General features: G+C 47.9%; 25 protein-coding genes. 22 read left to right on the forward strand and 3 right to left on the reverse strand.

What is annotated here, in order from left to right; genetic code table 11:
• Positions 1-438, forward strand: coding sequence for a GNAT family N-acetyltransferase (locus KNO61_RS01770; protein WP_078147169.1), 438 nt, complete (start codon positions 1-3; stop codon positions 436-438).
• A gap of 27 nt (positions 439-465) precedes the next feature.
• On the opposite strand, the gene rpsT is transcribed toward KNO61_RS01770, so the two are convergent.
• Positions 466-726 (reverse strand): 30S ribosomal protein S20, encoded by a 261-nt coding sequence (gene rpsT, locus KNO61_RS01775; RefSeq protein ID WP_012726675.1) that lies wholly within the window; start codon positions 724-726, stop codon positions 466-468.
• A gap of 219 nt (positions 727-945) precedes the next feature.
• Between rpsT and lepA the strand changes: the two genes are divergently transcribed.
• From lepA to hemW, 5 genes are all read left to right on the forward strand, one after another.
• Positions 946-2,769, forward strand: a complete 1,824-nt coding sequence (gene lepA, locus KNO61_RS01780) for a translation elongation factor 4 (RefSeq protein ID WP_012726674.1) — start codon at positions 946-948, stop codon at positions 2,767-2,769.
• A gap of 114 nt (positions 2,770-2,883) precedes the next feature.
• On the forward strand, positions 2,884-3,954 hold the full coding sequence (gene serC, locus KNO61_RS01785; RefSeq protein WP_078147168.1) for a 3-phosphoserine/phosphohydroxythreonine transaminase: 1,071 nt from the start codon (positions 2,884-2,886) through the stop codon (positions 3,952-3,954).
• A complete protein-coding gene (locus KNO61_RS01790; RefSeq protein WP_078147167.1) occupies positions 3,932-5,095 on the forward strand; it encodes a phosphoglycerate dehydrogenase in 1,164 nt (387 codons plus the stop codon). Before serC ends, KNO61_RS01790 begins: the two co-directional genes overlap by 23 nt.
• Before the next feature lie 11 nt (positions 5,096-5,106).
• Positions 5,107-6,288, forward strand: coding sequence for a DUF1015 domain-containing protein (locus tag KNO61_RS01795; protein WP_214872548.1), 1,182 nt, complete (start codon positions 5,107-5,109; stop codon positions 6,286-6,288).
• A 43-nt stretch (positions 6,289-6,331) separates the two neighbouring features.
• Positions 6,332-7,510, forward strand: coding sequence for a radical SAM family heme chaperone HemW (hemW, locus tag KNO61_RS01800; RefSeq protein ID WP_251025558.1), 1,179 nt, complete (start codon positions 6,332-6,334; stop codon positions 7,508-7,510).
• A 44-nt stretch (positions 7,511-7,554) separates the two neighbouring features.
• Here the strand turns inward: hemW and KNO61_RS01805 are convergent, their stop codons facing one another.
• Positions 7,555-8,160 (reverse strand): DUF1054 domain-containing protein, encoded by a 606-nt coding sequence (locus KNO61_RS01805; RefSeq protein ID WP_214872549.1) that lies wholly within the window; start codon positions 8,158-8,160, stop codon positions 7,555-7,557.
• 199 nt (positions 8,161-8,359) lie between these two features.
• Here KNO61_RS01805 and hrcA point away from each other — a divergent pair, with 199 nt between their 5' ends.
• The 6 genes from hrcA to KNO61_RS01835 all read left to right on the forward strand — a co-directional run bounded on the left by hrcA (position 8,360) and on the right by KNO61_RS01835 (position 14,770).
• Positions 8,360-9,382, forward strand: coding sequence for a heat-inducible transcriptional repressor HrcA (gene hrcA / locus KNO61_RS01810; protein ID WP_074036577.1), 1,023 nt, complete (start codon positions 8,360-8,362; stop codon positions 9,380-9,382).
• 17 nt (positions 9,383-9,399) lie between these two features.
• Positions 9,400-9,987, forward strand: coding sequence for a nucleotide exchange factor GrpE (gene grpE / locus KNO61_RS01815; RefSeq protein ID WP_012726667.1), 588 nt, complete (start codon positions 9,400-9,402; stop codon positions 9,985-9,987).
• A 29-nt stretch (positions 9,988-10,016) separates the two neighbouring features.
• Entirely contained in the window at positions 10,017-11,843 is a 1,827-nt protein-coding gene (dnaK, locus tag KNO61_RS01820; protein ID WP_012726666.1) for a molecular chaperone DnaK, read from the forward strand.
• A gap of 110 nt (positions 11,844-11,953) precedes the next feature.
• Entirely contained in the window at positions 11,954-13,060 is a 1,107-nt protein-coding gene (gene dnaJ, locus KNO61_RS01825) for a molecular chaperone DnaJ (protein WP_078147164.1), read from the forward strand.
• 18 nt (positions 13,061-13,078) lie between these two features.
• Complete coding sequence (prmA, locus tag KNO61_RS01830) at positions 13,079-14,017, forward strand: 50S ribosomal protein L11 methyltransferase (RefSeq protein WP_214686989.1); 939 nt, start codon at positions 13,079-13,081, stop codon at positions 14,015-14,017.
• Between the two features lie 3 nt (positions 14,018-14,020).
• Positions 14,021-14,770 (forward strand): 16S rRNA (uracil(1498)-N(3))-methyltransferase, encoded by a 750-nt coding sequence (locus KNO61_RS01835; RefSeq protein WP_214757454.1) that lies wholly within the window; start codon positions 14,021-14,023, stop codon positions 14,768-14,770.
• Positions 14,771-14,812: 42 nt separating this feature from the next.
• Here KNO61_RS01835 and KNO61_RS01840 read toward each other — a convergent pair whose 3' ends face one another.
• Complete coding sequence (locus tag KNO61_RS01840; protein ID WP_214872550.1) at positions 14,813-18,469, reverse strand: S8 family serine peptidase; 3,657 nt, start codon at positions 18,467-18,469, stop codon at positions 14,813-14,815.
• A 308-nt stretch (positions 18,470-18,777) separates the two neighbouring features.
• On the opposite strand from KNO61_RS01840, the gene KNO61_RS01845 reads away from it, so the two are divergent.
• From KNO61_RS01845 to floA, 10 genes are all read left to right on the forward strand, one after another.
• On the forward strand, positions 18,778-19,401 hold the full coding sequence (locus KNO61_RS01845; RefSeq protein ID WP_214872552.1) for a class I SAM-dependent methyltransferase: 624 nt from the start codon (positions 18,778-18,780) through the stop codon (positions 19,399-19,401).
• Between the two features lie 16 nt (positions 19,402-19,417).
• Positions 19,418-19,885, forward strand: coding sequence for an S-ribosylhomocysteine lyase (locus KNO61_RS01850; RefSeq protein ID WP_012726660.1), 468 nt, complete (start codon positions 19,418-19,420; stop codon positions 19,883-19,885).
• Between the two features lies 1 nt (position 19,886).
• On the forward strand, positions 19,887-20,825 hold the full coding sequence (locus tag KNO61_RS01855; protein ID WP_214811335.1) for a PLP-dependent cysteine synthase family protein: 939 nt from the start codon (positions 19,887-19,889) through the stop codon (positions 20,823-20,825).
• A complete protein-coding gene (locus tag KNO61_RS01860) occupies positions 20,791-21,948 on the forward strand; it encodes a bifunctional cystathionine gamma-lyase/homocysteine desulfhydrase (RefSeq protein ID WP_214872554.1) in 1,158 nt (385 codons plus the stop codon). The genes KNO61_RS01855 and KNO61_RS01860 overlap by 35 nt, the downstream gene beginning before the upstream one ends.
• Before the next feature lie 107 nt (positions 21,949-22,055).
• Positions 22,056-22,934: an EamA family transporter RarD gene (gene rarD / locus KNO61_RS01865; protein WP_214684007.1), complete on the forward strand. Its 879-nt coding sequence runs from the start codon at positions 22,056-22,058 to the stop codon at positions 22,932-22,934.
• 79 nt (positions 22,935-23,013) lie between these two features.
• Complete coding sequence (gene deoC / locus KNO61_RS01870; RefSeq protein ID WP_012726656.1) at positions 23,014-23,679, forward strand: deoxyribose-phosphate aldolase; 666 nt, start codon at positions 23,014-23,016, stop codon at positions 23,677-23,679.
• A gap of 74 nt (positions 23,680-23,753) precedes the next feature.
• Positions 23,754-23,948 (forward strand): 30S ribosomal protein S21, encoded by a 195-nt coding sequence (gene rpsU, locus KNO61_RS01875; RefSeq protein WP_029334745.1) that lies wholly within the window; start codon positions 23,754-23,756, stop codon positions 23,946-23,948.
• Between the two features lie 33 nt (positions 23,949-23,981).
• Positions 23,982-24,431, forward strand: coding sequence for a GatB/YqeY domain-containing protein (locus tag KNO61_RS01880; protein WP_214872555.1), 450 nt, complete (start codon positions 23,982-23,984; stop codon positions 24,429-24,431).
• A 133-nt stretch (positions 24,432-24,564) separates the two neighbouring features.
• On the forward strand, positions 24,565-25,077 hold the full coding sequence (locus KNO61_RS01885; RefSeq protein ID WP_147536554.1) for an NfeD family protein: 513 nt from the start codon (positions 24,565-24,567) through the stop codon (positions 25,075-25,077).
• Entirely contained in the window at positions 25,074-26,060 is a 987-nt protein-coding gene (floA, locus tag KNO61_RS01890; RefSeq protein ID WP_012726653.1) for a flotillin-like protein FloA, read from the forward strand. The genes KNO61_RS01885 and floA overlap by 4 nt, the downstream gene beginning before the upstream one ends.
• Position 26,061 lies beyond the last annotated feature (1 nt).

The following is a 26,061-nucleotide window of genomic DNA, read 5'->3' on the forward strand; positions in this document are numbered from 1 at the left end:
ATGGGATTCAAACAAGTGACGCTTCAAGACGTGATCCCACTCCGTCATGTTGTGCTCAGACCAGGAAAAGACGTTGAGACATGCTATTTTGAAGGGGATGAGGTGCCGACGACGCGACACTTCGCTTGGGTTGAAGGCGATCGAGTGCTATCGGTCGCTACAGTCATGCTGTCCCCGAAACAAATCGAGGGTGTGAAGATTCCGCTCCAACTCCGTGGCATGGCGACGGATCCTCATGTTTCGGGACAAGGAATCGGCTCTCGATTTTTACAGGCACTCCATGATGAACTGAGGAGTTCATGGTGGTGTAATGCGAGAGAAGTGGCTGTCCGTTTCTATGAACGAAATGGACTTACACGAATCGGGGAGCCGTTCGACATCCCTGGGATTGGCCCACACTACGTCATGGTATACAAAAAAACAGCCGGCTCCGAATAGGAGGCGGCTGTTTCGTGTGATCTCTAATTAGAGAGCAGCGATACGAGCTGCGAGGCGTGATTTATCACGACCTGCTTTGTTTTTGTGGATAAGACCTTTTGATGCAGCCTTGTCGAGCTTCTTCGTAGCGAGAACGAAAGCTTCTTGAGCAGCTTCTTTGTTTCCTTCGAGTACGAGAGCATCAACACGTTTTACTGCTGTACGCATTGCCGCTTTCTCTTGTGAGTTCGCAACACGACGTTTTTCAGAAGTTTTTGCACGTTTGATTGCTGATTTGATGTTTGCCATTGTTTGTCACCTCCTGAAACAAGAAAGTGTATGTTCTTATTACTTCAAGTAATCATTCAACAGAACAAGCACAATTGTAGCAAACGGTTATATGAAAAGCAACCACTTGATGATTATTCTGAAAACTATCTGTGGTATTGTTGTAGTAGGTCGTACACATTACTTTAGGATTTTGATATAATGACACGGTATGCATGAGAAGGATAGGTGAACCCATATATGAACAAACAAGAATTAGAGAATCGTCAGAAGAAGATTCGTAACTTTTCCATCATCGCGCACATCGATCATGGAAAGTCGACGCTCGCTGACCGGATTCTTGAGAAGACTGGTGCACTCACGGCTCGTGAGATGAAAGAGCAGACGCTTGACGCGATGGACTTGGAGCGTGAGCGTGGAATTACAATCAAATTGAACGCCGTCAAATTGAACTATACGGCGAAAGACGGAGAAGAGTATATTCTTCACTTGATCGACACGCCAGGACACGTCGACTTCACATATGAAGTGTCACGTTCGCTTGCGGCATGTGAAGGTGCGATTCTCGTCGTCGACGCAGCGCAAGGAATTGAAGCTCAAACCCTTGCGAACGTTTATTTAGCACTCGATAACGATCTTGAAATCATCCCGGTTATCAATAAAATCGACTTGCCGTCAGCGGATGTCGAGCGGGTCCGTCAAGAGATTGAAGACGTCATCGGACTCGATGCGAGTGACGCGGTCCCGACTTCTGCAAAAGCGGGAATCGGGATTGAAGAGATTCTCGAACAAATCGTGGAACTTGTCCCTCCGCCGACAGGGGACCCGTCTGAACCATTGCAAGCACTGATTTTTGACTCATACTATGACGCTTACCGCGGTGTCGTCGCATCGATTCGTATCGTGAACGGTTCAGTCAAAGTAGGAGACAAGGTTCAAATGATGGCGACCGGCAAGACGTTCGAAGTGACGGACCTCGGTGTCTCGACGCCAAAACCGATCTCTGTTAAAGAATTGAACGTCGGAGACGTTGGTACGCTTTCTGCATCCATTAAAACAGTCGGAGATGTTCGCGTCGGGGATACGATCACACTTGCTAAAAACCCGGCAACGAGTCAGCTACCTGGTTATCGCAAGATGAACCCGATGGTGTACTGTGGTTTGTATCCGATTGATGCGGCTAAGTACAATGATCTTCGTGAGGCACTTGAAAAGCTCCAGCTCTCGGATGCCGCGCTCGAGTTTGAACCAGAGACATCGCAAGCGCTCGGTTTTGGTTTCCGTTGTGGATTCCTCGGCATGCTTCATATGGAAATCATTCAAGAGCGGATTGAACGTGAGTTTAACATCGACTTGATTACGACTGCACCATCGGTAATTTATCACGTGACGACGACTTCAGGCGAAGTGATTCACGTCGATAACCCATCGAAGATGCCAGAGCAACAAAAGGTCGATTCGATTGAAGAGCCATACGTCAAGGCGGCTGTCATGACACCAAACGACTACGTGGGTGCCATCATGGAACTTTGCCAGAAGAAACGCGGAACGTTCATCGATATGCAATACATCGATACGACTCGCGTCAAAATCACGTATGAGATTCCGCTCAGTGAAATCGTCTATGATTTCTTCGATCAGTTGAAATCGAGCACGAAAGGCTATGCGTCTCTCGATTATGAGTTGATCGGCTACCGTCAATCGCGCCTCGTGAAGATGGATATCTTGCTCAATAACGAAGTCGTCGATGCCCTCAGCTTCATCGTTCACCGTGACTTCGCGTACGAGCGTGGGAAGGTCATTGTTGAGAAGCTTAAGGCACTCATTCCACGGATGCAGTTCGAAGTTCCAGTCCAAGCGGCTGTCGGAACCAAAATCGTCGCACGTTCTACGATTAAAGCACTTCGTAAAAACGTTTTGGCTAAATGTTACGGAGGAGATATCTCACGTAAACGGAAACTCCTCGAGAAACAAAAAGAAGGTAAGAAGCGCATGAAGATGGTCGGGTCCGTCGAAGTCCCGCAAGAAGCGTTTATGTCTGTCCTCTCCATGGACGAAGAATAATGAGATTAAATCGCCCTGATTTTCGAATCAGGGCGATTTTGTATTTTAGGCAGGAAATGCCACTTCCTATAAGGAAGAGTACACCCTTAGACAGACTATAGAGGAGGAAACACCGTGTCGACGTATACATACTCTGCGGGTCCCGGCATGCTACCGACGGAAGTGATGCAAGAGATTCAACAACATCTTCTGACGTTTGAATATGAAGGCGTTTCGATTATCGAAACGAGTCATCGCTCCGCGTCTTTCCAACGTGTGGTCGACTCTCTTGAATGGAGACTGAGAAGACTCATGCATATCCCTGAGAATTATGCCGTACTTTGGCTACAGGGCGGGGCGACGTTACAATTTTCCATGATTCCGATGAATTTACGGAAACAGAATCGATTCGTTTATGTGGATACAGGCATCTGGTCTAAAAAAGCGATGGAAGATGCGAAACACTTTGGAGAGGTCGATGTCATTCATCCGTTGGTAGATGCGACGGGAGGGATGTCTTTTGAATCGAGCCTTGTCCAAGAGGTGGACTATCTCCATGTGACACTGAACAACACGATTGAAGGGACTCGATTTACACATATCCCTGAAGTCGATATTCCGTTGATTGCAGATGCTTCTTCGAATATTCTAGCCGAGCAGATCGATGTGGAGCGCTTCGGGGTGATTTATGCCGGAGCCCAGAAGAATATCGGACCTGCAGGACTGACGGTCGTCATCATCCGTCGAGATTTGATTCAGTCGCTTCAGTTGCCGAGTTATCTTCAATATGCATCACATGTCGATACGTTATTCAATACACCGTCGACGTTTAGTATGTATGTAGCCGAGCGTGTATTGAAGTGGGTAGAAGACTGCGGAGGCGTCGAAGCGATGGAACGATTGAATCGTCAAAAAAGTGACAGGATCTATTCCTATCTTGAAGAGTCGACCTGTTTTTCTCCAATTGTAACGGGGGAACGTCGTTCATTGACGAACATCCCATTTACAACGGGAAATCAAGAGCTGGATCTGCGCTTTGAGCGATACGCGTTAGAACGTGGCTTGCTCGAACTCGGTGGCCATCGTTCGGTAGGGGGCTTACGTGCAAGTCTATATAATGCGATGCCGCTAGAAGGGGCAGAACGCCTCGTCGACGTCATGAGAGCATTCGAGGAGGAGACCCATGTATCACATCAAAACATTTAATCAAATCGCTGCCGCTGGTCTGAAACGATTCGAGCCAAGCGAGTACGTCATCAATGCATCGGATCAAGCCGATGCTTGGGTACTGAGAAGTCATCAAGTCCATGAAGAGGACATCCCTCCCTATCTTCTCGCCATCGCTAGAGCTGGGGCCGGTGTCAACAACCTTCCGCTCGATCAACTTGCGAAACGAGGAATCGTCGCGTTTCATACACCTGGCGCGAATGCGAATGCGGTGAAAGAGCTCGTCCTTGCAAGCATGATCCTCTCAGTACGACCTATTGTGAAAGGTTTCAATTGGGTGAATGAACAGACTACCGCATCGCAATCTCAATTAGAAGAAGCGATGGAATTGCAAAAACGACAATTCCTCGGAGCGGAGTTGCGAGGTAAAAAAGTGGGGATTATCGGTCTGGGAGCCATCGGTGCGTCGCTAGCCAACAATCTTCTCCAACTCGGGGTCGATGTCATCGGATACGACCCTCATCTCTCGGTTGATGCCGCTTGGAATATTTCGAAACATGTCACGCGTGCTAAACACTTAAGTGAAGTACTGGGCAACGTTGATTTACTGTCGATCCATATGCCTTTGACTGAGGAGACTCGATTCAGCATCGACCGGAGTTGGTTTGAGCGAATGAAACCGGGGATGACTGTTTTGAACTTTGCGCGAGGAGAACTCGTGAAAGATGATGACTTACTGAAGGCATTCCATCATCATGTGGGACTGTATGTGACCGACTTCCCCCGTCACACGCTGATCGGTCATCCGCAAGTCATGGCATTGCCTCACCTCGGTGCATCGACTAAAGAGTCGGAAGTCAACTGTGCCATTCAAGCCGTGGAGACGCTGAAATTGTATCTCGAGACAGGGAATATTCGTTCGTCCGCTAATTTTCCGAACGTCGAGCTTCCATACACGGGTAAACGCCGTCTTGGGATTTTGCATCGAAACGTCCCGAACATGGTCGGTCAAATCACGGGAGAACTTGCCTCACATGGATTGAATATCGATAACATGGTCAATCGTAGCCGCGGGGAGATGGCGTATACGTTGATTGATTTAGACAACAGCGAGCATGAACCTTTATCGATTCATGCGCTGTATGAAATACAGGGCGTCATTCGCGTCCGGGAATTTTAAGGAGGATCCTTATGGTAGTATTTAAACCGTTCAGCCCTTATATGCCAACGCATCCGGAACGTGTCGCCGCTGACCCGTATGATGTCGTATCGATTGAAGAAGCGCAAGCCGTCATTTCAGAAAATCCCGATTCCTTTTTAGCAGTAGATAAGCCAGAAGCGCTTCAATCTGACCTTTCCCTTGAGAAGTGGGGGGAGCTGGCGCGTCATGAGCTAGAACGTCTCTATGAAAAGGAATTGACGGAACGTCCGAACGGATTTTACGTCTATCGATTGACATCGGGACAACGTCAGCAAACGGGTCTAGTCGCCACCTTTTCAGTCGCGGATTATGAAGCTGGTCGCATCAAGATTCACGAACATACACGGGAAACGAAGGAGCGGGAACGTGTCGAGCATGTCCGGGCGACGCGAGCGCACACCGGTCCGATTCTACTCAGTCATCCTCCACATGCAAACTTGAAACAAATCTTACATAAAGCGACTGACGGAGACCCGTTATTCTCGTTCACGGATGAACGAGGCGTCATGCATGAAGGATTCATGATTCCAAACCGTGAACTCGCTCGTGTCATGATGATTGGCGCGACCATCCCGTCGATCTACATTGCAGATGGACATCATCGTGCGAAAGCGGCAGCGGTCGTTTCCGGGATGAGTGGGGATCGTTCTCAAAAGAATGGACGTTCACACTTCTTAGGTGTCCTCTTCCCGAGTGACGAGTTGACAATCTTGCCGTATCATCGCGTGCTGACAGCGATAAGTCCTGAAGAGGTAGAGAATATGTTAGACGGACTCTCGTTTTCATACATAATCAAGGAGGAGGATCGTCTTGTCCTGCCGAATGAACATGGCGTCTTCGGAGTCGCCTATCGAGGGAAGTATTATAAGTTGACGAAACGGCAAGAAGACCCGGCGCTCGACGTTGCCATCTTACAGCGAGATATTCTGACGCCATACTTCAACGTTGAAGATATCCGTACGGATGCGAGAGTCGATTTTGTCGGAGGAAACAAGACGGTCGTTGAATTAGAGAAGCTGACTCAGGTGCCGGACCGATTGCTTTTCACGTGCCATGAGACAATGATGTCACAACTGATGCGCGTGGCGGATGATGGTGGCCAGATGCCTCCAAAATCAACCTGGTTCGAGCCGAAATTGAAGAGTGGTTTATTCATTCATCGATTCGATTGATGGCGCAGGCTGGAAAGAACAGACGAAAAGCGTTATAAATGGAATGAGAAGAAAGGGGTGGCCGAAATTGGCTAAAGCCGTATATCTTCACATTCCATTTTGTGAACATATTTGTTATTACTGTGATTTCAACAAGGTGTTTTTAAAAAATCAGCCTGTTGATGATTATTTAGATGCATTAGAACGAGAGATGGTATTGACGCTCGAGGCGTTTCCGACAGAGCGGATTGATACCATCTTTATCGGAGGCGGGACACCGACCGCGCTCAATGAGGAGCAGATGGCGCGCCTGATGGACATGGTCCGCCAACACATTCTGCCACTCGCGTCAGACGACTTAGAGTATTCTGTCGAAGCGAACCCGAACTTTGTGAGTGCGGAAAAACTCGACACGATGAAAGCAGGTGGCGTCAACCGACTCAGTTTCGGTGTCCAGACGTTTGATGATGGTGGACTCGAGCGCATCGGGCGGACACATCGGGCGGATGATGTGTTCGAGACGGTAAGCGAAGCGGCAAAGCGCTTTGACAATATCTCGATTGACCTGATGTTCGGTCTTCCGGAACAAACCGTTGAACAAATTGACCGTGATTTAGCGCTAGCGCTCCAATTACCGATTCAACATGTATCCTCTTATTCGTTGATCCTCGAGCCGCATACCGTCTTTGCGATTCAAGATCGAAAAGGGAAGCTCCGTTTACCGGGGGAAGATGTCGAAGTCGAAATGTACTTGAAAGTGATGGAGACGCTTGAACGCCATGGTCTCAAACAATATGAAATCTCCAACTATGGCTTGCCTGGTCGAGAGAGTCGTCACAATCAAGTGTACTGGCGCAATGAAGAGTATTATGGATTCGGAGCCGGAGCGCATAGTTATTTGAATGGGACACGTCGCGCCAATATCGCTCCAATTCCTCACTATATTAAAGCAGAAGGCATCCCTGTGAAACGGGTGACCGAACTAGAAGAAGTGGAAAAGATGGAAGAAGAGTTATTCCTCGGCCTGCGTATGCGTTCCGGGGTCTCGCTTCAGACGTTTGAACAAAAGTACGGAGTGTCGCTCGATGATGTGTTCGGTCACGTCATCGAAGAGTTGGTGAAGAAGTCACTGATTGAACGGACGGACACACATATCCGTCTAACGGCATCCGGTTTGCCACTCGCCAATGAAGCCTTTGCAGCCTTTATTGGAGAAGCAAAACTTGAACATGCTGATTCATAAAAAAATGGACAAGTCCCTCGTGAGGATTTGTCCATTTTCTTATATTACAAGACGAGATCACGATAGAGCGGTGTAAGCCGACCGAACGTGTCTTCGACCAACGCGAGAAATGCGTTTTCATTTTGAAGAATCGACGCATCGGCAGGAAGTTGACGGCCGATCAAGAAATCAGCCTTTTTCACAGTGCCGAATCGCTCAAGTAGCGATTGAATGTCTTCAGTTGACGTATCTTCAACAAGTAACGCTTCTTTTTTCATATGGTCGCCCGCGATATGGAAATCAGGGAATGTTGATTTCAAATCGATTTGTTGCAGGTGTTTCGCGATGGCGTCCTTGTTCGGCATCTCATAGATGAACGCTAGCCAGATGAAGACACGATCGTCGAAAAGCCCAACTTGTAAGTGCGGATGTTTTTTGTACCCACGTTTGTCGTGACAAATCGCCATCCACGTATCTTTCGGTGGGTTCACCGTCCGACGAGCGTGCTTCGCCACATGCAAATAAAGAGGAATACCGACATCAGCTTCAAGCTCTGGCCCGACCTCGTCATAAATCCGATGGAAGAGCGGTTGAATATCCGAACGGATGCCAGACATTCGTTCGTCGAGTCCATCCTGTTTAAATACATTAAATTGTTTTGTTGTAAACATTTAATCACCTCATCATCTATTCTACCGAAATGGGCTTTTATTTTCATTTCGTAGGTTTGCTATCGTGAAAAAAGGTGAAAAAATCCGAGTGTATGAATTGACAAATAGTGAGAACATGATAATATTTGAAGTGTGATTAGCACTCGTTAAATATGAGTGCTAATAAAGCGGGGTAACCTTTTCAGAGAGGAGTGATGTTGTGCTGACAGATCGACAATTGCTCATTCTTCGAGCCATCATTGATGATTACATTCAGACGGCTCAGCCGGTCGGTTCTCGGACATTGTCGAAACGAGACGATTTGACGTTTAGTTCAGCAACGATTCGGAATGATATGGCCGATTTGGAAGACATGGGGCTGATTGAAAAACCACATACTTCTGCAGGTCGCATCCCGTCAGAGGTCGGCTATCGATATTACGTGGACCACCTCGTCGAGAAGCAGATCATCGACGAACGGGAGACAGGTCGACTAGAAGAACGTTTGAAACAATCTTCAAAAGAGTCTGAGATCCTGATTCGACAAGCTGCAGATCTCCTTTCTGATTTGACCAATTATACGACGGTCGCCCTCGGTCCAAACAGCCAAATGGAAACGTTGGCCCGTGTGGACTTTATGCCATTAGACGAGCGGCGTGGTGTCGTTCTCATCGTCACGGATCAAGGTCACGTCGAGCATCGTACCGTCATGTTTGAATCGCGTGTCGCTCCTGACGTCATCGAGGAAACGATTCGACTGTTGAACGACCGCCTTGTCGGAACGCCAATCGGACAATTGAAAATCCGGATTGGGGAGGAAGTTGCCAAATTGCAACTCGCTCAGCGACAGCAGTACGAGAACATGATGCAACTGATTCAATCGACGCTCGGAATCCAAACGCCGTCTTCGCTTTATCTCGGGGGCAAGAAGAAGATCTTCAATCAACCCGAGTTTCAGACGCTCGACACGTTACGCCCATTCCTAGAATGGATTGATGAGCAAGAACGATTGACGCACTGGCTCGAATCGTTGCCAAATCGTGAAATTTATGTGAGCATTGGGAGCGAGAACGGAATTGTCGCCCTTCAAAATTGTAGTGTCATCACCTCGGATTATACACTAGACGGAAAAACATTCGGTACAATCGCTATGATTGGTCCAACGCGTATGAATTACCGTCATGGTGTCCAAATGATGGGACAAATTATCGAAGCGTTGCGACGAACGAAACTAGATGAGTGACGGAAAGGAGTTTTATTATGACAGCAGATCACCAAAACGGGCACGAGCAAGATGACGTGCTTGAAGAAAAATCTGTAGACTCGGCACAAACAGAAGAGAATGAGTCAACTGAATCAAATGAAGATGAGGTTTTAAATGCTGAGATTGTGGAAGAAAGTTCTGAGGGGACGGACTTACAAAAAGAAATCGAAGCGTTGAAAGCGAGCGAGCTCCGCATTCGTGCCGACTTTGACAACTTCCGTCGTCGGACGAACGAAGAGAATGCCAAACGCGTCAAGTTTGCTTCACAGTCTGTCATTGAAAAATTGATTCCGCTCATTGACAACTTTGAGCGTGCACTTCAAGTAAACGCAACTTCAGAAGATGCGAAGCAGATTCAATCGGGAGTAGACATGATTCATCGTCAACTACTTGACGTATTAAATGCTGAGCAAGTCGAAGTGATTGAAGCAGTCGGACAGCCGTTCGACCCGAATTTCCATCAAGCAGTCATGCAAGAACCGAGCGATGAGTTCGAGTCAGGTATCGTGACGATGGAGCTTCAAAAAGGATATACGATGCATGGTCGAGTCATTCGCCCGAGCATGGTAAAAGTCGCAGAATAACACTACTTAACGAGACGGAGGAATAAACGATGGGTAAAATTATCGGTATTGACTTAGGGACTACAAACTCATGTGTGGCAGTAATGGAAGGTGGCGAAGCCGTCGTCATCTCAAACGCAGAAGGTAACCGTACGACTCCTTCGGTTGTCGCATTCAAAGGAGAAGAGCGTCAAGTCGGTGAGGTCGCAAAACGTCAGGCTATCACGAACCCGAATACGATCCAATCAATCAAACGTCACATGGGAACATCACATACAGTTGACGTAGACGGTAAGAAATTCACACCACAAGAAATCTCGGCAATCATTTTGCAGAAGTTGAAGAAAGATGCTGAAGACTACCTCGGTGAATCAGTCACGGAAGCCGTCATCACAGTTCCTGCATACTTCAACGACGCGGAGCGTCAAGCGACAAAAGATGCTGGTAAGATTGCTGGTCTTGATGTCAAACGGATCATCAACGAGCCAACAGCTGCGGCACTCGCTTACGGTTTAGATAAAGGTGAAGACCACACGATTTTGATCTATGACCTCGGTGGCGGTACGTTCGACGTTTCGATTCTTGAACTTGGTGACGGTGTATTCGAAGTTGTCGCTACAGCTGGTGACAACCGTCTCGGTGGAGATGACTTCGACCAAAAAGTCATCGACTACCTCGTTGCAGAATTCAAAAAAGAGAACGGCATCGACCTCGGCAAAGACAAGATGGCACTTCAACGTTTGAAAGATGCTGCCGAAAAAGCGAAGAAAGACCTTTCAGGTGTCACAAGCGCACATATCAGCCTTCCGTTCATCACAGCAGGTGAAGCAGGTCCGCTCCACTTGGAGATGACACTCACACGTGCGAAATTTGAAGAATTGACGGCTGACCTTGTCGAACGCACAATGGAACCGACGCGCCGTGCCTTGAAAGACGCAGGACTCACACCATCTGACCTCGACAAGATCATTCTCGTCGGTGGTTCGACACGTATCCCTGCTGTTCAAAAAGCAATCCACGACTTCACGAAGAAAGAGCCATTCAAAGGGGTTAACCCGGATGAAGTTGTTGCACTTGGTGCAGCAATTCAAGGTGGAGTTCTTGCCGGAGACGTGAAAGACGTCGTTCTTCTCGACGTGACTCCACTCTCACTCGGTATCGAGACAATGGGTGGCGTGATGACGAAACTCATCGATCGCAACACGACAATCCCAACATCGAAATCACAAGTGTTCTCGACTGCAGCCGATAACCAGCCTGCTGTTGACATCCACGTTCTTCAAGGGGAACGTCCGATGGCACCAGACAACAAGACACTTGGTCGCTTCCAATTGACGGACATTCCACCAGCGCCACGTGGTGTACCACAAATCGAAGTTAAATTCGATATCGATGCAAACGGAATCGTTCACGTATCGGCAAAAGATCTCGGTACGAACAAAGAACAATCGATCACAATCCAATCTTCTTCAGGTATCGATGAGGCGGAAATCGAGCGCATGGTGAAAGAAGCCGAAGCGAACGCAGAAGCAGATAACAAACGTAAAGAAGAAGCAGAACTTCGCAACGAAACAGACCAACTCGTCTTCGCGACAGACAAGGCGATCAAAGACCTTGGTGAGCAAGTAGAAGAGGCGGACAAAGAAAAAGCAGAAGCTGCGAAAGAAAAAGCGAAAACTGCTCTCGAAGGTTCAGACCTTGAGGCGATCCGTACAGCCAAAGACGAATTGTCAGCTGTCGTTCAAGAGTTGACGCAAAAAGTATATGCTAAAATGGCTGAACAGCAAGGTGCTGAAGGCGCAGAACCACAAGCGGAAGCGAAACAAGACGATAATGTCGTGGACGCAGAGTTTGAGGATCTCGACGACCGTAAATAAACAGCCGTTGTAAAGGAGAGCGCCAAAGCAGGTTTCTGCTTTGGCTCTTTCCATGTTAAGGTAGAATCGGTAAAATCGATACGTAGTTAGTGAGGATAGGAGCGAGAATAGTGGCGAAACGAGATTATTATGAAGTGCTCGGGCTCGACAAGTCGGCCTCGGCACAAGACATCAAGCGGGCATACCGAAAGTTAGCCCGTCAATATCACCCGGACATCAACCAAGAAGCAGATGCTGCTGACAAGTTCAAAGAGATTGGTGAAGCGTATGAAGTACTCTCAGACGAACAGAAACGGGCCCAGTATGACCGATTCGGTTTCGAAGGGGCCAATCAGTTTGGAGGAGGCGGTGACTTCCAAGGCGGCTTCGGAGATATCTTCGACATGTTCTTCGGAGGCGGTGGACGCCGTCAAGATCCGAACGCACCACGTCGCGGTGAAGATTACCAGTACGTCGTCGATCTTGACTTCATGGAAAGTGTCACAGGTAAAACGGAGACGATTGAACTCGAAATCGAAGTGGAATGTGACACGTGTATGGGAAGTGGCGCAAAACCGGGCACGAAACCGGAAACGTGTAATCGATGTGGCGGTAGCGGCGTCGAGACGGTCGAACAGAACACGATTCTCGGTCGTATGGTCAACCAACGTCCATGTAGCCAGTGTCACGGAAGTGGTAAGACGATTAAAGAAAAATGTCCGACGTGCCATGGCTCAGGTCATGTGAAGAAGAAACAAACCGTCGAGGTCAAAATCCCAGCCGGTATCGATAACGGTCAACAGATCCGTCTCTCAGGTAAAGGTGGTCCAGGCGTGAACGGTGGACCAGCAGGGGACTTGTACGTCGTCGTTCGTATCCGAGCACATGAGATCTTTGAACGTGTCGACCAACACATCGCAATGGATATGCCGATCACATTCGCTCAGGCTGCTCTCGGTGCGGAAATCGAAGTACCGACAGTTCACGGGAATGTGAGCTTGAAAGTGCCTGCAGGGACACAAACCGGTTCAAAATTCCGTTTACGCGGTAAAGGAATGCCGAGCGTTCGTGGTGGCGCAAATGGTGACCAGTATGTCAGTGTCATCGTGATGACGCCGAAGAACATGACAGACCGTCAAAAAGAGTTGCTTCGTGAATTTGAAGAAATTAGCGGAGAGTCCGGTGTCGAAGAGGAACATGGAATGTTCCAAAAAATGAAAAAGTTCTTTAGTCACTAAAAGGAGTGTGTACGAACGATGAAATGGTCTGAAATTTGTGTCCACACGACACAACTTGCGGTAGAAGCGGTATCCAATTTACTACACGAAGTAGGGGCACAAGGTGTCGTCATCGAGGACGTGGAAGATTTCGACAGAATGATGGCGGAGGACCATTTCGGGGAGATTTGGGACGTTTCGGATCGTGAGACGTATCCAACTTCTGGCGTACACGTCAAAGCGTATGTCCCGGCCTCGGGAGATTTTCAAGATTTACTTTCAAATCTGAAAAAAGAAATCGAACGACTACGCACGATGCTCGATATCGGGTCAGGAGACGTCACGGTCGCTGAAATCGATGAAGAGGACTGGGCACACTCTTGGAAGCAGTATTATAAGCCGGTGAAAATTTCGCAACAGCTTACCATTGTTCCTTTATGGGAAGAGTACACACCGCAGCCGGAAGAGAATGTGATTTTGCTTGACCCGGGTATGGCGTTCGGCACAGGAACGCATCCGACGACAATGCTATGCATTCAAGCGATTGAGAACTACATTCGGGAAGGTGACCGTGTCATTGATGTCGGTACAGGATCGGGTGTATTGTCGATTGCAGCAGCAAAACTTGGTGCAACGAAGGTAAAGGCATTAGACTTAGACTCGGTCGCAGTCGAAGCTGCTCGTCAAAACGTTGAGACGAACGGAGTGGGCGAACGCGTTCAAGTGGACACAGGTGATCTTCTGAAAGGTGTGGAAGGTGAGTACGATTTAGTCGTAGCGAACATTCTTGCTGACGTCATTCTCCTGTTCATCGAAGACGCCTATGCACGCACGAAGTCAGGTGGACGCTTCATCACCTCTGGAATTATCGGAGAGAAGCGGGCTGAAGTGACGAATGCTTTGGTCGCTGCTGGATTTGAGATTGAAGAGACGCGCGTGATGGAAGATTGGGTCGCGATTATCGCCAAGAAGGGGTAAGTTATGCAACGTTATTTTTTGACAAAAGAAGCCTTTAAAAGCGAAACGGTGACCCTTCCTTCAGACGTGGTCCACCACATCGGTACAGTCTTACGACAAGGTCCTGGATATGAGATGATCCTGTTGGATGGTACAGGTGTTGAGTATGCCTGCGTCGTGACATCGCTTGAGAAGAAGAGCGGGGAAGCGAAAGTCATGTCATCGCGACAGGCGACGACGGAGTTGCCAATCGAGGTAACTTTGGCGTATGCACTCCCGAAAGGGGACAAAGTCGAGCTCGTCGCCCAAAAAGCGACGGAGCTTGGCGTCCACCATCTGTTGCTGTTCGAATCGACGCGCTCTGTTGCCAAATGGGATGGAAAAAAAGCTCCGAAAAAAGTGGAGCGGATTCAAAAGATTATGCAAGAAGCGGCTGAACAATCCTATCGTGCCGTGGTACCGACTTGCTCATATATTTCTCCGAGAGAGCTCCAACAGAAAATAGATGGCTATGATGCCATCGTCATCGCATATGAAGAGTCGGCAAAAGAAGGGGAGCAGTCTGCTTTCGCGCAACTGTTGACTCAACTGAAACCGCAACAACGCGTTCTCGTCATCACAGGACCTGAAGGTGGATTCGATGTGAACGAAATCAATCAATGGATTCAGGCAGGAGCGACTGCATGTGCATTTGGACCACGCATTCTTCGGTCTGAGACAGCGCCGCTTTATGCATTATCTGCAATCTCTTTCGCGCTTGAACTGAACAGATAATATGAAAACGGATGACCCGAACGAGGTCATCCGTTTTCATTTTTATTTTTTGTTGATTGTAATCACTTTCTTCGTGACGTTTCCGCCAAGGTCGGTCACTTCGAATGTGAAGGTATTCTTCCCTTTCGCTGTCACTGGAAGTGTGATCGTCCCCGTGCGTGAGAAGGCACGCATCGCGTATGGTTCTTTCAACGTATTGCTCCATTTCAAGTCCCCGTTGACACGAAGCTTGATCTCATCAAAGTTATCCGTTACTTGAACTTTCACTTTTACAGACTTCTGTTTAGCTGATACGTTCTTCGGAACATTTGTCACCGACAATTTAGCTTTCGTCGAGTCGACAAAGATTGGGCGGACGAAGTTCGTCACGTTTCCGGCTGTGTCTTCTGCGACAAAGCGGACTTTGTGGAAACCATCCTTATATGTGCGTGTCGTATTGAACGTATATTGTTTCGCTGACGCGTCATATTTGAGTGGTACGTCGACCCCGTCTACCGTGAACGATGCGATTTCAGAGGCATCCTTGATTTGACCGATCAATGGAACGATGGATGTACCGTAAGGAGACAAGGCGAGTGGTGCATCGACAAAGATACCAGGTTTGGCCACATCATTTTCTGTTGAAACATTTCGAGTGATCACGTTCCCGGCATTGTCTGACACACGAACTGAAAGCTGATCTGTAGTCTCGAGCGGCTGTTCAAGTGTGAAGTTCGCTGAAGCTTTCGCTTCTTTTGCCACGACTTTCCCGTTGATGAGGAATTCGATACCGTTGATTCCAGCAAAGTCATCCGACGCTTTGACGCTTGCTACGTTGTCGTCCCAACGAAGCGTGAAGCGTGGGTCTGTGTAATCTACTTTGACAGGGATGCGCATCGTTTGAGCTTGTTTCTTCATGTAATCGATGCTTGCTTCGATTTCATAGTAATATGTGCCTTTTGGCGCCATCTTCCCATTCAATTTTCCGTCCCAAGCGTTATCCGCTGCGTAATAGTAATAATCACCACTTCCACCATCGAAGTAGTTCTTTCTCAATTCGTCTTCCATCTTGAGGGTGCGAAGGACGTTCCCTTTCTCATCTACGACGCGATATTTGATGTCTTTCGCATTGCGTAATAGCGAGAAGACTGGAGTAGCCGTATCTTTCGACCCGTCTCCGTCCGGTGAAATGGCAACCGCTTCGCTAGCCACAGATTCATCTAGTTTTTCACCTAAGTACTTTCCTTCTGCATCGACCAATCCAGAGACGCCATAGAATGCGCCTTCTCCATAGATCGTCTCGTCAAAGATCGGCGCTTTGCCCCAATCCCCTTCAAATCCGACGATTGGAACAACGAGAGATGGATGACCGTCTGTACCGCGCGGATCAGTCAAACGAAGGAACCCGTCGACGAAATAGCCGTTCTCAAAGACAGATTTAGCGGATACAGTGCCTTCCAATGTTTCAGGATTCAACACTTTTGCTTTCGAGACATCGATTGAAACGTTAATTTCCTTCTTCTGTTTTGCTTTCAACGTGACTTTACTTGTGTTTGATCCGTTAATTTTAATGATCGCTTGTTGAAGTGCTTGCGCTTCCATCGCATTTTGAACGATTCCGTCTTTGTTTTTGACAGCGAGGTCTGTTTGTAACGATGCGGCCACATCATAAGTCAACGCTTCGTTCGAAATGTTCTCGACGACGACCGTGAAGGATGCTTTGCTCTTCGACAACTCTTTCAAAGCGACTTTCGCCTCTTTTGTCGACTTTTCATAGGCGACAGCCGGCGAAGTGACGGCTGCATGCAATTGCATGAGACCGGCTCCGGCCCGACGTGGTGAGTATGGGAGTGATTGTTTCAATTCTTGGTTATACGGTCCGATATCCGTGACAGGCTTCGACGTGTTGAGTAACAAGTTTTTCGCCATCGTGACGCGTGCTTTCCCACTCAACTTGAAGTCGCGGTCTACACGTTCGAGAACGAGTGCCGCTCCTCCGGCAACGTGTGGTGCTGCCATTGACGTTCCGCTCATCAATCCATATTGGTTATCGTTAAACGTAGAGAAAATTTGTCCGCCTGGAGCAGAAAGTTCCGGCTTGAAGTCAAGGTTCGGTGTAACTCCCCACGATGTGAAATCAGACATCGCACCGGCTGAACGGTTGTTGACACTGATTCGGTCACCGGCAAACGTCACTTGAAGCGGACCTTCTGCTAACTTGTCTTTCAGTTCATTCCCATCCTGGATGCTAAGTGAAGCCATTGGGAGTTGAGGTTGATCGAGAGCCATCGAGACATAATCGCCATGCCCGACCGCACCACGTACGATGACACCTGCTGCGCCTTGTACTTCAGCTGTTTTTTGAATCTTCGAGTAGAAGTAACCGCCGTCGCGAACAGCAAGGACGAGTTTTCCTTTTACGTCTTTCCCTACATAATTCTCCGGTTGTCCGTCTCCGACATATACGATGTCGTATGTTCCTTCTTTGAAGGCAGGACCGTCTTGTTTTTTCCATCCGATTTTTTCATCTCCGACACGGAATGCGTCCAATTGAATTTGATCGTTTTCAAGAGAGGCGACCGATGTCGATGCTTGACTGACACTCGGTGCCCCAACGACACCCGTATCTGGGTTTGAAGCAGTCGGTAAGTCGAATCCGTGACCAAAGTATGCAGAGTTCCCTGCAGAAATCGACATGAAGATACCGTTATCGACGGCACGTTGAACGGCTTGTTGTTCTGGCGAATCGGCATCGACGAACCCGGCTGTCGAACCGAGACTCATGTTGATGACGTCGGCGCCGAGTTTGATGGCATCATCAATCGCTTTGATATAGATGTCTCCATATGTAGATGCATAGTTCGGATCGTTACTGAATACTTTTAAACCTAAAATTTGTGCTTCCGGTGCGACCCCTTTGATTCCACCGTTTTCTAAATCACCGTTAGCGGCAACCGTTCCAGAAACGTGTTGTCCATGCATGGAAGCACCAGGTGAATCGTCTTTGATGTCATCGTTCTCATCGTAGTAGTTATATGCGTATGGAACTTTCTCGTTCACGTATTCGCCTGGAAGACCGAACGATGTGATGGCTTGATTGACTTCAGATTGAGTCAACTCTGCCGTTTTGGCGTCTGTGATCTTATAATCCCGGTGCTCAGGGTCGATTCCAGAATCGATGACGGCGACGACAGTACCTTCTCCGGCAAACCCGTAATCTCCCCACGTTTGTTCGGCTTGAACCATGCCATTACTCGTGATCATATCCGGTTTGACTTCTGGGCGCTCATACTCGTTGACAATGTGAACGGTCGCCACTTCAGGTAATGCTTCGACTTTGGCGATTTCACTTGTAGACAAGAATGTAGAGAAACCATTGAAGACGGTCGTAAATTCTTCAATCGGTGTAGCCGTTACGCCTTGTTTCTTCAAGGCGGACTTGGCACGTTTTTGTTCTGATTGAACAGATTGTTGTGCCTTATTTTGCTCTGATTTCGACAATTCATTAAATTTCTTTCCTTTTTGAGCGGCTTCGGCAATGGCAGGATCCCCGACGAGCTCAACGACGACCCGAACTTTTTTCTGTTTCTTCTCTAAAACCAGTTTCGGTTTAACGGAAGCTTCAGCTGAAACAGAGGTTGTTCCAGCTTGAATCAGTGCAGGTGACAAGGCGATACATGTGGCGAGTGAAGCGTTTAAATAGATTTTTTTTCGTGACAACGTATAGACCCCCTAAAATTTGTTAGTACCTGTAAAATTTAAAGCATAAACTCACATTGAGAACTATCATATCGTTAATCAGATGAAAAAGAGTGGGTTTATTTGTAAAACAGGTAAGTGATTTTGCACAAATTTTAATGTTCTGACAATTACTAAAGACCTAACACATAAGACCTATATCCAACTGGATGTGATGCGAGAATCTAGCGAATGACTTGAAATGAATAAAAAAACCTGTTAATGTAACGTTAAAGTTAAATACCAATAAAACATATCAAATTAGTAAGAATTAAGATTGGGGTAGCGATATGAACTTACCATTCATGGACATCTTTAAGGATTGGGCAAAAGATTATGATACGACGGTCGAGGGGCATGATGAGCAATATCACGAAGTGTTCATCGGATATGAGCAAATGCTCGATGAGGTTGCCCTACACGTCGAAGGGACGGTGCTTGAGTTTGGTGTCGGAACAGGGAACTTGAGTAACCGGATCTTGAAAGGGCATCCGTTGATTGCGATTGAACCGTCGCCGGAAATGCGAAAAATTGCTGTTGAAAAGTTGGGGATTGATGTGCTCGAAGGCGATTTCCTCCGTTATCCGGATTTATCAAACGTAGCTACGGTCGTATCGTCGTATGCTTTTCATCACTTGACAGATTCTGAAAAGGCCACGGCCATCGGTCAGTATGTTGAAGGCTGGGAACATCCAAAGTTCGTGTTGCTTGATACGATGTTTGAGTCACCAGCAGCTCGTCAGGACATCATCGATTGGGCGACTTCGAAAGGGTACTCAGACCTCGTCGAAGACTTAAACCGTGAATATTATCCATATACGTCAACGATTCGTTCCATGTTAGAAGCGAACGGGTACAACGTGACGATGACGCAGAAAAACAAGTTTGTCTGGCTCGTAATAGCCACTAAATAACGAGGAGGAATTACTCATGAAAACATATAATGTTGAAAGTTTTAACTTGGATCATACGAAAGTACAGGCGCCTTTTGTCCGTTTAGCTGGTGTGAAAGAGGGAACAGCTGACACGATTTATAAATACGATATTCGTTTCATTCAACCGAACGAAGGACTCATGCCGATGCGCGCGGTTCATTCACTTGAGCATTTGATTGCCGAGAACAGTCGCAATCATTCTGAAGACATCGTCGATATCTCGCCGATGGGTTGCCAGACAGGCTTCTATTGGACGATGCTCAATGATGGGAACTACGAACGAATGCTTGACCTCGTGGAAGCGACGCTGCGTGATGCGATGAACGCTGAGGAACTACCGGCGCAAAACCCTGTTCAATGTGGGAATGCGAATCATCATGATTTCGAAGGTGCCAAAAAATTAGCGGCAGACATGCTCGCAAAACGCGATGAATGGCATATCGTCTTTAAGGACGAGGCATAAGATGATTGTCCGTGACGTCTATGAACTCATCGGAGACACACCGCTTATTGAACTTCGAACGCTTCCTGTACCAGCGAATGTCAAAGTGTACGGGAAGCTCGAGATGATGAATCCAGGTGGGAGTGTCAAAGACCGACTCGGGATGAATTTGATTGAACGGGCGATTGAGCGTGGCGATGTGGCACCTGGTGGAACGGTGATCGAACCGACAGCAGGCAATACGGGAATCGGGCTTGCGCTCGCTTGTCAGCGATTCGGAATTCGACTCATGACGGTCACTCCTGAAAAATTCAGTCAAGAGAAGCAGGCATTGATGCGACTGCTCGGGGCCACCGTCGTCAACACGCCGACGGAACTCGGCATGAAAGGCGCGATCGCACATGCTATTGAGTTGGCCAAAGAACATGACGCCTATGTCCCAGAACAGTTCTCGAACCCAGATAACCCGGATGCTTACGTCGACATCCTTTCCCATGAGTTGTTGAAAGATGTGCCACAAATTGATGTATTTGTAGCGGGAGCGGGGTCAGGTGGCACATTCACCGGTGTCGCCAAATCATTAAAGCCACTTGGGACGAAAACTGTCGTCGTGGAGCCGGTCGGTTCCATTATGAACGGCGGTGAACCAGGACCACATAAAACAGAAGGAATTGGCGTCGAAAAATGGCCACCCTTTTTGAAGAGGGCTTACGTCGATGCGATTCATACCATCACAGATGAGGAAGCCTTCTATTACGTGGCACATCTAGCGAAACAGGAAGGCTTGCTCATCGGTAGTTCTTCAGGCGCTGCCATTGCAGCATGTGTAAAAGAAGCGAATCAATTGACGGAAGGCACGATTGTCACCATCTTGCCTGATAGTGCAGAACGATATTTAAGTCAAGGAATTGTCAAGGAGGCAGAACATGCGTACAAAGACAGCACTCATTCACGGCGGTAAAACGACGGACCCGTTGACAGGGGCCGTCACGCCACCGATTTATCAAGCGAGCACGTATAAGCAAGACGGGATTGGCAACTTGCGAGAAGGGTACGAGTACTCACGATCAGCAAACCCGACTCGGACGGCATTAGAGACATTGATTGCCGACATCGAAGGCGGCGTGCAAGGATTTGCATTCGGATCTGGGATGGCAGCCATCTCGACGGTGCTTATGTTATTGAAATCTGGAGACCACGTCATCGTCGGGTCTGATGTATATGGAGGAACGTACCGTGTATTCAATCGAGTATTTCAGTCACGAGGCTTGGAAGCAACTTTTGTCGATACATCCGATGAAACAGCGGTTCGGGATGCGCTTCAAGCGAACACGAAAATGATTTATGTCGAGACGCCGACAAATCCGCTCTTAAACGTGACGGACATTCGAGCGATGCGTAAGATTGCCGATGAAGCAGACGTGTTGCTCGTCGTGGACAATACGTTTATGACCCCTTACTTCCAAAATCCAATCGAACTTGGAGCAGACTACGTCCTTCACAGTGCCACAAAGTACTTAGGCGGACATAGTGACGTCGTAGCGGGACTTGTTGTCGCGCGAACGGAAGAGCAGGGCGAAGCTTTGGCATTTCTTCAAAACTCAGTTGGCGCAGTTCTTGGACCACAAGATAGCTTCCTTGTTGTTCGGGGAATTAAGACGCTAGCTGTTCGAATGGAGGAGATTGAATCGAATGCACGTGCATTGGTTGAATTCCTTCAATCGAACGAGTCTGTATCACGCGTGCTCCACCCAAGTGTATCCAGTGAGGAAGCGAAGCGGATTCATTTATCACAGGCACGTGGATTCGGTGGGATGATCGCATTTGATGTCGGTTCAGCGGAAGCGGCAGAAATGATGGTCGCGAAGACGAAATACTTCACGCTCGCAGAAAGTTTAGGAGCGGTTGAGAGTTTGATCAGTGTCCCGGCACGCATGACACATGCGTCGATTCCAGCCGAACGTCGAGCGGAACTTGGCATCACCGATGGGCTCGTTCGTATTTCGGTCGGACTTGAAGACATTGATGACTTGATTGAAGACTTGGCACAAGCATTAACGGCAATTGAACAAGTGAGACAATAAACGGTCAGGGCGCGATTTCGCGTCCTTTTTTCATGAAACAAAAGTCTTGTATCGGGAGTCTTTCATCGACTAAACTGTTTTTAACTTGTAAGAGAGCGGGTGAACGTGTGAATAAGGGAGTATGGACGACAGTCGGAGCCTACGTCATGTGGGGCGTCCTTCCGATTTATTGGAAATTTTTGCAAGAAGTACCGAGCGGTCAAATTTTAGCACATCGAATCGTTTGGTCATTTTTATTTATTCTGCTCGTTCTAAGATGGACAAATCAGTGGAAAGAGTTCGGTTACGCACTTCGACATCCGGCTACACGAAACGCATTCATGTTGAACGGATTCATCGTCAGTGCCAACTGGTTTGTATACATATGGGCTGTCAATCACGGATATATCATTGAAGCTTCTCTCGGGTACTACATCAATCCTCTCGTCAGTATGGTGTTAGGGGTGCTTGTCTTTCGGGAATTATTAAATCGAGTCCAATGGATGGCCGTTGGGATCGCGTCAATCGGCGTCCTCGTCTTGACGTTAGGGTATGGTACGTTCCCCTGGATTTCATTCGTCTTGGCGAGTACCTTTGGATTTTATGGGATGGTGAAGAAGCGCCGTCCTCTTGCTTCAACGGTCAGCCTAGGAATCGAAACGCTAGCAGTGGTCCCGGTGGCATTGCTCTTCCTCGGAAATCAAGTTGTCACCGACAATATTGCGTATAACATGTCGCCTGTCATTTGGATCGCCCTTCTTGGAACGGGTGTGGTCACGGCGTTACCTCTTCTCCTATTCGGATACGGGGCACAACATATCCCGTTCACGCTTGTCGGGTTTCTTCAATTCATCGCACCGACACTTAGCTTGATCATCGGGGTCGTCATGTACCATGAACCGTTCACGGCATATCATGTCTTTGCCTTCACCTGCATTTGGCTCGCTATTTTCTTCTTTAGTTGGAACAGTTGGGTCGTCGCTCGTAAACGTCGTCAGTTGATTTAGGTTTGAAAGCTGTTACATCTCGAAAAAACATGGTAATATGTTAGATGTCAGACTTATTTGTCAGAGGAGGAAATGAATCATGGAATTAGCCCGTTATATCGACCACACAGCTTTAAAGGCTGAAACAACAAAAGATCAAATTACAACACTTTGTGCAGAAGCGCTCGAATACAAATTCGCAAGCGTTTGTGTCAACCCGACATGGGTCAAATATGCAGCAGAACAACTCAAGTCAGATGATGATGTCAAAGTATGTACAGTCATCGGTTTCCCACTTGGTGCAAACACGCCTGAGGTAAAAGCATTTGAAACAAAAGATGCGATTGCCAATGGCGCAGATGAAGTAGACATGGTCATCAACATCGCAGCACTCAAAGATGCTGACTACGATCTCGTAGAACGTGACATCCGTGCGGTTGTCGAAGCGGCAAACGGTACACTCGTCAAAGTCATCTTCGAAACATGCATGCTTACAAAAGAAGAAATCAAAAAAGCTGCCGAACTTTCAGTGAAAGCTGGAGCAGACTTCGTCAAAACATCGACTGGTTTCTCGACTGGTGGCGCGACAGTTGAAGACATTCGCCTCATGCGTGAGACGGTCGGACCTGACATCGGCGTAAAAGCTTCAGGTGGCGTCCGTGACTTCGAAGGTGCGAAAGCGATGATCGATGCTGGTGCGACACGTATCGGTGCTTCAGCAGGTATCGCGATTGTCACTGGTGGACGTTCAGACAGCGACTATTAATAAGTGGTTGACCACACGACTTAATTTCACTATAATATGATATGACGTGTGAAACACGTTTCCTTAGTCGTGTAATTCGGAGGGAGGGAAAACTAGTGGAAACTCGTGTCCGTAAAAACGAATCGCTTGAAGACGCTCTTCGTCGTTTCAAACGCGGTGTTTCGAAAGATGGCACACTTGCCGAAGTTCGTAAACGTCGTCACTACGAAAAGCCAAGCGTAAAACGTAAATTGAAATCAGAAGCTGCGCGTAAGCGTAAGAAATTCTGATTCCAGTTTCATTTGTAGAGAGGGTGTTGGCTCATGAGTCTTCAAGAACGCTTGACGGACGACATGAAGCAAGCCATGCGCGCGAAACAAAAGGATCGTCTTACGACAATCCGGATGGCCAAAGCGTCGCTCCAAAATGAGGCTATCAAACTAGGTCGTCAAGATCTTACCGAGGAAGAGGAACTCACGGTGCTCAACCGAGAGATGAAACAGCGCAGAGACTCCCTCCGAGAATTCGAAAGCGCTGGTCGTGAAGACCTTGCTTCCAAAGTAGCAGAAGAGATTGTCGTCCTAGAAGCCTATATGCCTGAACAACTTTCAGAAGATGAAGTGACCGCCATCGTCCAAGCAGCAATTGCTCAAACGAATGCAGCCGCTCCATCAGATATGGGTAAGGTGATGGGCGTCGTCATGCCGCAAGTCAAAGGCAAGGCAGACGGTGGTCTTGTGAACCGAATCGTCAAACAACAATTGACGAATTGATGAAAAAGCAGAAACTTTCCGGGAAACCGAAAGTTTCTGCTTTTTTTTGCGTATTCTGAAACCACATTCAATCTTGTTTCGTATACACTAGAGATAGGAGATAGCTTTGAATTTGGAAGGGGGTAGCAAGACGATGACATTTGGTCTCGGAGTGATTCTGACAGTCTTTTTCGTCGGAGTCGTCCTTCTTGGAATTGAAGTGTTCGTAGCAGGGTTTGGATTGTTCGGTTTGCTTGGGATCGGAGCCGTCGTTGCGAGTTTGATTATGGCTGGTGCGACAATCGGTCAACTGTGGCTATCGATTGGTCTCGCGGCAGCGGTGCTAACAGGTCTCGGCTTTTGGGCATACCGTCGCTTGAGTACGAATCGTCCGCTCATTTATAAAGGGTTGATTTTGACGGATTCGACATCGACTGAAAAAGGCTACTTGTCCCACGCCGATCGAAAACAGCTTCTCGGCAAAGTGGGAGTCACCTTGACACCACTTCGCCCAGCCGGTACTGCCGAAATCGACGGAGAACGACTTGATGTCGTGACGGAAGGTGGCTATCTCGATCAGCAGACAAAAATTCAGGTTTATAAAGTGGATTCTGGACGGATTGTCGTTCGAAGCTTTGTAGAACCGAAGGAGGATGTAACAGAATGACACCAGAATTACTGACAACGTTACTCATTACAGGTGGAGGATTGATTGCACTTGCCGTATTCTTCACGTTCGTACCAGTCGGACTATGGATCAGTTCGTTTGCAGCGGGCGTTCACGTCTCAATCTTCACGTTGATTGGGATGCGCCTTCGTCGCGTTATTCCTTCGAAAATCGTGAACCCGTTGATTAAAGCGGTTAAAGCAGGAATTGAATTAAACACGAACCAGCTTGAGAGTCACTTCTTGGCTGGTGGTAACGTAGACCGCGTTGTGAACGCATTGATTGCGGCGCACCGTGCGAACATTGAATTGTCGTTCGAACGTGCTGCTGCCATCGATTTGGCAGGACGAAACGTGCTCGAGGCTGTACAGATGTCCGTTAACCCGAAAGTCATTGAGACGCCGTTTATTGCGGGTGTCGCGATGGACGGGATTGAAGTGAAGGCAAAAGCACGCATTACCGTACGTGCGAATATCGATCGTCTCGTCGGTGGTGCGGGAGAAGAGACGATTATCGCCCGTGTCGGTGAAGGGGTCGTGTCGACAATCGGTTCACAAAACAACCACAAGCACGTACTAGAGAATCCGGATATGATTTCACGGACTGTCCTCACAAAAGGGTTAGATTCAGGAACAGCGTTTGAGATTCTTTCGATCGATATTGCCGACATCGATATCGGTAAGAACATCGGCGCGGTCTTGCAGACGGACCAAGCAGAAGCAGATAAGAAAATCGCTCAAGCGAAGGCGGAAGAACGTCGCGCGATGGCGATTGCGCGCGAACAAGAAATGAAATCTTCAGTAGAAGAAATGCGTGCGAAAGTTGTCGGTGCCGAAGCGGAAGTCCCACTCGCGATGGCAGAAGCGTTACGAAACGGAAAGCTTGGTGTCATGGATTACGTGAACTACTTGAACGTTCAAGCGGATACAGAAATGCGAAAAGCGATTGGGGCACCTGTCGATTCTGAATCAGATAATGAGTGAT

The sequence above is a fragment of the Exiguobacterium sp. s140 genome (genome assembly GCF_018617035.1).
GTDB lineage: Bacteria > Bacillota > Bacilli > Exiguobacteriales > Exiguobacteriaceae > Exiguobacterium > Exiguobacterium profundum.